General features: G+C 44.2%; 7 protein-coding genes. 4 read left to right on the forward strand and 3 right to left on the reverse strand.

Annotated features, from left to right (window positions below):
• Nucleotides 1-298: 298 nt before the first annotated feature.
• Nucleotides 299-1075, reverse strand: a complete 777-nt coding sequence (locus F6K49_RS33110; RefSeq protein ID WP_293018102.1) for an RNA polymerase sigma factor SigF — start codon at nucleotides 1073-1075, stop codon at nucleotides 299-301.
• Nucleotides 1076-1615: 540 nt separating this feature from the next.
• Nucleotides 1616-2446: a photosystem II manganese-stabilizing polypeptide gene (locus F6K49_RS33115; protein WP_293018099.1), complete on the reverse strand. Its 831-nt coding sequence runs from the start codon at nucleotides 2444-2446 to the stop codon at nucleotides 1616-1618.
• 185 nt (nucleotides 2447-2631) lie between these two features.
• Between F6K49_RS33115 and F6K49_RS33120 the strand changes: the two genes are divergently transcribed.
• The 3 genes from F6K49_RS33120 (at nucleotide 2632) to rdgB (ending at nucleotide 5673) form a co-directional block, all read left to right on the forward strand.
• Nucleotides 2632-3048, forward strand: coding sequence for a hypothetical protein (locus tag F6K49_RS33120; protein WP_229415155.1), 417 nt, complete (start codon nucleotides 2632-2634; stop codon nucleotides 3046-3048).
• A 395-nt stretch (nucleotides 3049-3443) separates the two neighbouring features.
• On the forward strand, nucleotides 3444-4886 hold the full coding sequence (locus tag F6K49_RS33125; RefSeq protein ID WP_293018098.1) for a phosphoglucomutase/phosphomannomutase family protein: 1443 nt from the start codon (nucleotides 3444-3446) through the stop codon (nucleotides 4884-4886).
• 172 nt (nucleotides 4887-5058) lie between these two features.
• Nucleotides 5059-5673 carry an RdgB/HAM1 family non-canonical purine NTP pyrophosphatase gene (gene rdgB, locus F6K49_RS33130; protein ID WP_293038706.1) on the forward strand — a complete coding sequence of 205 codons (615 nt, stop codon included), beginning with the start codon at nucleotides 5059-5061 and terminating at the stop codon, nucleotides 5671-5673.
• Between the two features lie 102 nt (nucleotides 5674-5775).
• On the opposite strand, the gene F6K49_RS33135 is transcribed toward rdgB, so the two are convergent.
• On the reverse strand, nucleotides 5776-6114 hold the full coding sequence (locus F6K49_RS33135; protein WP_293018096.1) for a P-II family nitrogen regulator: 339 nt from the start codon (nucleotides 6112-6114) through the stop codon (nucleotides 5776-5778).
• Between the two features lie 321 nt (nucleotides 6115-6435).
• On the opposite strand from F6K49_RS33135, the gene F6K49_RS33140 reads away from it, so the two are divergent.
• Nucleotides 6436-6790: class I tRNA ligase family protein (locus F6K49_RS33140; protein ID WP_293103482.1), on the forward strand; the 355-nt coding region annotated here is incomplete at its 3' end.

The raw sequence follows: 6790 nt of genomic DNA on the forward strand, positions 1-6790 counted from the left end.
TATTTTTATTAATGGAGGCTCTTCTGCCTACTCTCAAACCGCACTGTAACTTCACTCAGTCCATTATTTTACGTCGCTTAACTTACGACCAGCTGCCAAAGCTTTTAGTTCTTCGTTGGGCGGTAGTGTTCCGAAGTTAAACAAGTTACTAACTTATTTGATTATAAAACAGTAGATAATGTTTGACAAGGTTTAGATAGCTATAAGGCTAATAGTTGCACCTCCAGTTACTTTGCAAGCTGTATATAATTGTCTATAATTTGAGATTATTATGCTTCAGCAAATAATAGTGTTAAAATTAATCTTGTGTCGGTTTCATTAACTTTTGCAACGCTTCCAAGCCTTTTTTAACGCGGCGGGATACCGTTACTACACTGATGTCTAAGCGTTGTGCTACCTCTTTTTGGGTCAAGTCATGTAAAAAAACAAATTCCAGCACTTCACGAGTGCGCTTTTCCAAATGAGCTAGGGCTTGTTGAATGCGGATTTGGTCTTCCTGTGCCAGCTGAAAACTGCGATAGCGAGGATCTGGCACTAACTCACCCAAGCTGGTGTTTCTGTCCTCTGAATCTCCCACTGGTGTATCTAAGCTCAGAGGTTCCCGATTTTGATGAGCTAGGGTAATTTCTTGCCATTCTTCTAGGGAGATGTTTAATGCTGCTGCTATTTCTTCTTCTGTCGGTTGCCGATTTAACCTTGCTCGTAAATTTCGAGTAATTTCCACAGACTTTTGCCGTAGTGCTAGCCAGCGTCGAGGAATGCGAATTGAATAACCCCGATCTCGTAAATAGTGCTGAATTTCACCACGAATGTAGGGGATAGCGAAGGAACTAAATGCTATTCCCTTGGTGGAATCAAATCGTTCTATGGCACCAATTAAGCCAATACAGCCAACCTGAAGTAAGTCTTCGTAGCTTTCATGACACTGATTGACCCAATGATGAGCTTCTCTCCTCACTAGTCCTAAATTGAGAGCAACTAGCTGATTGCGAAGTTCAGAGGTCTTAGATTGCTGGTACTTTTGTAATAATGTTAAGCTTTGATACTTAATATTATGATTAAGGTTAGTCGCCATAACAAAGTTTAATGTGGTAGATTACAAGTAGATCACAAGTAGATCACAATCGGCTATCAGACCCCTAACTCATCCCAATTCTCCTGGATGGAACAAATTTTTTATCCTGGTAATGGTTCAGGTCGAATTGGTAATGGTTGTGGGATTACCGGTTGAAAATTTACCGGATCCAATCCCCGGAATATCTTATCTTGCATCCCTTTTAGAGAAAAGGGATCAGTCAGTTTTATTGGCGTGAGTTTATGCTGCAGTTTGGTTTGATAACATAGGTAATTTAGTTAATCTAGTTTATTAATATCCAACCACTGGCCTGATCATAATGTTATTGCTTTAATTGTAGATTTACCATTAAGTTTGTTAAAATAGTAATTTACCCATAATCCAGAATTACAAAGGATGAAAGTTTATTAATAATACATACAGGATATCGAAAACGCCACATTTCGATCAAAAAAGGGGCATACGCCCCTTAGCAATTAACGTTTTTGCCAATTTCCCATTCTGGGAGTCAGTGGCTTCCAAGACTCAAACCAACGTCAGCTATGCTTGTTTTGGTTGAATGCGAGCGTAAAATATCCCCTGAACTTTCACTTCTTCTGGCTCATCAGCACCTAAGTCAGTATCTGAGGGTTGTTCACTTATGAATGTACCAGCAATTTCCCCACTCTCCCTATCTACTTGAGCTATGCGCAGCTCAATGGTGCCTTCGCCCACATCTGCGCTCTTAACATTGGCAAACTCTTGGCTATCCGCTTGAGATGGCAAAGCAACCGAATTATCATAACCACTAGCCAGACCTCGACCTTTGGGATCTAGGAAAACAGCACCCCGATAAGAGGGGACGTAGAAATCGCCAACAAAGTCGGTGGAAGCATTGATACTCTCTAAACCAGGCTCAGTTGTGGCAACCAATTTTTTAATGGTGAACAGGAATGGGACTTGCTCACCTCCAGGCAACTGAATAGTGATGGGTTGGAAATCTATACCATCCTTTTCCAAAAACTTCAGACTACCATCTTTTTGAAAAACTAAGTCTCCTCGCACTTGAACCAAGCTAGAGGTATAACGGGTCAATAATTTGCCGGGAAGATATTCTGCCTCTTTGCGCTTAGTTCCTTCTTCCTTGACAAAGAAGGTGGTTGGCTGTACGCACATATCGACAATCTCATAGGACTGGTCGGGGTCTACAGGAATAGCACCCCGAGTCATTTCTGACAGCTGTGGACAGTTATTCGCTAAACCAGTATTTTTAATCTGGTCATAGGTGAGTCCTTCGATACTTTCCAAGCTTGCTATATCTGGAGAACAGGAAGCTGTAAAGACCCCCAGACATAAAGCCAGGAAGGCACAAATCAAAGCACGATACTTCATAGTCAATCTCAATCGTCAATAATCAGATCTAAAAATGTATGTTAGGTTGGTTCTGGAATTGGGTTGCTGGTGCAATAGGAGTTAAACAGCTGCTGCCCTCTAGGCATTGACCAGTATTATCCACAATTCACACCACACCCATGTTATAAGTCGGGCTACACACAAACTATCGGGAAGCTTGTTATTTGGTTGAACTACTGCCATTGGGGCATAGGGCATGCAAAAATGGCACCGATTCCGTGAGCCTCAGCTGTTCTTTAGAGCATTGTACACGGGAAGAGCCGCCTTTACTGCGACAGTTATTTGATGGAATGGATCGGGATAAAGATTTGGATTCAGAGCAATTACAGGCTAAATTACTAGAGATTACCGCTGATATTCGTTCTTTGGCAAAGAATTACCAAGGTGATAACTTAGCGCTGTTGGCTATACTCAGGGGTTTAGAGGAAGTCCATGGCGAGATTCGAGACGGGTTCTTTCAAGCCTCATTGCCCGATACTCGCCAGAAACTATATGATTTGCTAAAGGATATTGAAGAAAAGGGTGGTTGGCCCTACATTGAACGCATGAATCTAATCTCTGTACTTAAGAAGCTGCCTTAGTCAGCCCGACCTAAGCAGGATATCAGCAACGACCACTAGGAAACTGTTGCCCTTGTCGGGGGATGATTGATCGAGATTTAGAACAGAGGGAAGAGTCCGCAAGAGGGGTAAAACCTGACTATATCCCGCTTACATTTAGGAAAAACCTTGGTTGCTGAGCAACTCATCAGTGCTAGCCAATGGTCCAACGTCAATGGTGGTAGCCAATACACCCACTGGACAAAATCCCGAAAGAGTGACTTAAGTTAAGTAATTACTATCAGTACTACTAGATGACGACAAAATGGCGACACAAGCCAGCTCAGGCTTTGGCGGGTCACCAAGACACTAACTCTTTCCAATGCTAGGATTTTGCCGTCAGAGTATTAAAATTTAAGTAACTATATACTACTATTATGGCGATTGCCGGAGATTCAATTAAATTTGGGACAGACGGCTGGCGAGGTATCATTGCCGCCGATTTTACCTTCGAGCGCTTGGCAATAGTTGCCCCTGTTGCTGCTCAAGTTCTGGCAGATGCTTATGGGGAAACCACGGGTAGCCAAACGATTATAGTGGGGCATGACCGACGCTTCATGGCAGAAGACTTTGCCAAAAAAACCGCAGAGGTGGTTCAAGCTGCTGGTTTTGATGTCTTACTATCTAACAGTTATGCTCCTACACCAGCCTTCAGTTGGGCAGCCAAGTCCCAAAATGCTTTGGGAGCTTTGGTAATTACTGCTAGTCATAATCCTGGCAATTACCTAGGCTTAAAAGTCAAAGGAGCGTTTGGTGGATCAGTTCCTCTAGAAATAACTAAACAGATTGAAGCCAAACTTTCTCAAGCACCAGCTACACCTAAGAAAGAGGGGAGTATCAAGACCTTTGACCCATGGTCAAGTTACTGTGATGCTTTAAGACAAAAGGTTGATATTGCCCTGATTCAACAGCTGATTAGTCAGCAGAAACTGACTGTATTTGCCCATGTCATGAATGGTGCAGCAGCAGGAGGCTTGAACAAGATTCTTGGGGTACCCATTATCGAAATTAAGGCCGAACGGGATCCCTTATTTGGTGGCAAATCCCCAGAACCTTTACCCGGTTATCTGTCTGAGCTATTTGAAGCGCTCCAGAATCACCAGCGTCAACCGGGTGTTGAATTAGCGGTTGGGTTGGCATTTGATGGGGATAGCGATCGCATTGCAGCCGCTGATGGTGAGGGCAATTTCCTTAGCCCCCAAATCCTGATTCCTATCCTGATTGAACATCTAGCATCACGACGTAACTTTAGTGGTGAAGTGGTCAAAACTCTTAGTGGTTCTGACCTAATTCCTAGAGTGGCAGCACTGTATAATTTGCCAGTTTATGAGACTGCTATCGGTTACAAGTATATTGCTGACCGGATGTTATCTACTCCTGCCTTGCTAGGGGGTGAGGAATCCGGAGGCATTGGCTATGGCAACCATATTCCTGAGCGAGATGCTCTATTATCAGCACTTTATATATTAGAAGCGATCGCTAAATCTGGAAAAGACTTAAGTGAACTCTACAAGAGTCTGCAAGAGCAAACTGGCTATGCTTCTGCCTATGACCGGATCGATTTACATCTATCGGGGATGGAAGTGCGATCGCGTATACAAGAACAATTACAAACCGAGCCTCTCCAAGAAATTAATGGTCAGGCAGTGGTGGATTGCCAAACCACAGATGGGTACAAATTCCGTTTAGCTAACGACAGCTGGTTGCTGATTCGCTTTAGTGGCACTGAACCCTTATTGCGACTCTACTGTGAAGCCGCTACCCTTGAACAGGTAACTCAAACCTTAAACTGGGCTAAAGATTGGGCCAGTAAGTTTTAGAGTTAAATTTGGGATTAATGTTGGATTTTGGATTGGCTAGTTTTGGTTGGGTTATTGAAAATCTGGGCTTTGGTGAGTAAGATCGCAATCGGGCATTAAACGCTGCTTGAGCTGTATCGAACTGACTCTGATTGCCAGTTAACCTTTCATCAAACAATCTGACCTTGTTGCTTTGAGTAATCCAAAATCCCAACATCAAACCCCAAATTTGCTGCCAAAATTACTGGTTGTAGCTACAGGCAATCCTGGTAAGCTGCGGGAGATGCAGACATACCTAGATTCTTTGGACTGGGAATTGCAGTTAAAGCCACCAGAGCTAGAGATTGAAGAAACTGGAGATACATTTGCTGCCAATGCTTGTCTGAAGGCATCAACGGTAGCCCAGGCAACTGGGCAATGGGCAATTGCTGATGATTCCGGTTTGCAAGTAGATGCCCTAGATGGTGCTCCAGGGATTTATTCTGCACGCTATGGCAAAACCGACCAACAGCGAATTGACCGGCTACTAGAGGAGCTAGGTTTGGAAGTCAATCGGCAAGCCCAGTTTGTTTGTGTAGTGGCGATTGCCCGTCCAGATGGTGCGATCGCTCTCCAAGCGGAAGGGATTTGTCGGGGGGAAATTTTGCCAGCTCCTCGGGGAACTGGTGGCTTTGGCTACGACCCAATTTTTTTTGTTCCAGAGCAGGGGTTGACATTTGCTGAGATGGAGCCTCAGATGAAGCGATCTTGCTCTCATCGTGGCAAGGCTTTTGAATTACTACTGCCTCAGTTGAAACAGTTATGCTAACTAGCGTGGCTAAAACCGTCAACTCCCTATAAAAATCGACTGAGGCACGCTAACTCAGTAAACCGTGCCTCAGCTACCTTGGTATATTGGTATATAGGGTATTTAGACCGCTTCTAGATTTTTTTCCCCAGTACGAATTCTGACCACCTGATCGACGGGGCTAATGAAAATTTTACCGTCGCCAATTTCACCGGTGCGAGCTGCAGCGATCACTTTGTCTACGACCATATCGACTTGATCGTCTTCTACGACAATTTCTACTTTGAGTTTTTGTAGGAATTCAACCGTGTACTCTGAACCGCGATAACGTTCAGTCTGACCTTTCTGGCGTCCAAAGCCTCGAACCTCAGACACTGTCATTCCGACAATGCCAGCGTTGACTAGGGCAATTTTGACTTCGTCTAGCTTAAATGGCCGGATGATGGCTTCTACTTTTTTCAAGTTCCTAACTCCTCAGTTGTTCTGCTATTCATTTGTTATATGAATAGCATGACACTTTATCTGACTGTGGATGTGGAAATTTTTCTAAATGCTGATAGGGTGACTCTGAGGTGTTGATCTCGATTGATCAACCGCGAAGACGACTCGCTTTTCTGTATTTATATATTTATTAGCTGCACAGGTAATTGGTGACTGCCCACCGACTCATGCTCCCCTGCTTTTCTGCCTTAGCATCCTTCCCGTCTTTGCCGTTTATTTACTTAACTATACCTTGAGCCTGTGGCAAAATTGAGGTAGGCCCATCTATTCACCATTCCCAGCATGACCGCAAGCACACCCACCCTGGCAACCAAATACGAACCGAAAACCACCGAAGCCAAGTGGCAACAATACTGGGAAGAAAACCAAGTCTTCAAAGCTGACCCCAATCACCAGGGTGAACCCTACTGCGTTGTTATCCCCCCACCTAACGTTACTGGGAAGTTGCACATGGGTCACGCCTTCGAGAGTGCTCTGATCGACACCCTCGTCCGTTACCACCGGATGACAGGACGCAATACCCTGTGGCTACCAGGAACTGACCACGCTAGTATTGCTGTACAAACCATTCTCGATAGACAGCTAGAAGCTGAAGGCAAAACCCGCTATGACTTGGGACGGGAAAAGTTTCTTGAAC

Source organism: Moorena sp. SIO3I6, assembly GCF_010672095.1.

What these genes read in the sequence shown, in the direction of transcription:
- F6K49_RS33125 (WP_293018098.1), top strand. Translation starts at nt 3,444, where the DNA reads ATGGCGATTGCCGGAGATTCAATTAAATTTGGGACAGACGGCTGGCGA.
- F6K49_RS33110 (WP_293018102.1), bottom strand. Translation starts at nt 1,075, where the DNA reads ATGGCGACTAACCTTAATCATAATATTAAGTATCAAAGCTTAACATTA.
- F6K49_RS33115 (WP_293018099.1), bottom strand. Translation starts at nt 2,446, where the DNA reads ATGAAGTATCGTGCTTTGATTTGTGCCTTCCTGGCTTTATGTCTGGGG.